The sequence below is a fragment of the Salmonella sp. SAL4457 genome, from assembly GCF_046548235.1.
GTDB classification, from domain to species: domain Bacteria; phylum Pseudomonadota; class Gammaproteobacteria; order Enterobacterales; family Enterobacteriaceae; genus Salmonella; species Salmonella enterica.
Genome location: NZ_JBGDZO010000906.1, coordinates 1 through 253, shown reverse-complemented (window position 1 = coordinate 253; position 253 = coordinate 1). Strand labels below are relative to the sequence as shown.

1 protein-coding gene is annotated in these 253 nt (G+C 67.6%); it reads right to left on the bottom strand.

Annotated features, from left to right (window positions below):
• Positions 1-253: phage tail protein (locus ACLJNW_RS26820; protein ID WP_410961598.1), on the bottom strand; the 253-nt coding region annotated here is incomplete at both ends.

Here is a 253-nt window from a genome sequence, read left to right as displayed (position 1 = left end):
AGGGCCAGGGTGTGGCGATCGCGCTGGCGGCTGCTGCTGTAGTTGAAGTGGCTGCCGTCGTCGCCACGCACGGTGTTCGACGGCGAGAAGGTGTAGGCCTCGTCCTCCGGCATGTCGGATACCGCCACCATTTCCGCGCCGGACCAGTAGGACATGCCGCGGAAGATCGCTGCCAGGTCGCGCAGCACGGTCCAGGCTTCGGCGCGACTCTGCAGGTACAGGTTGCAGCTGAAGCGCGGCTCCTGGCCGCCCT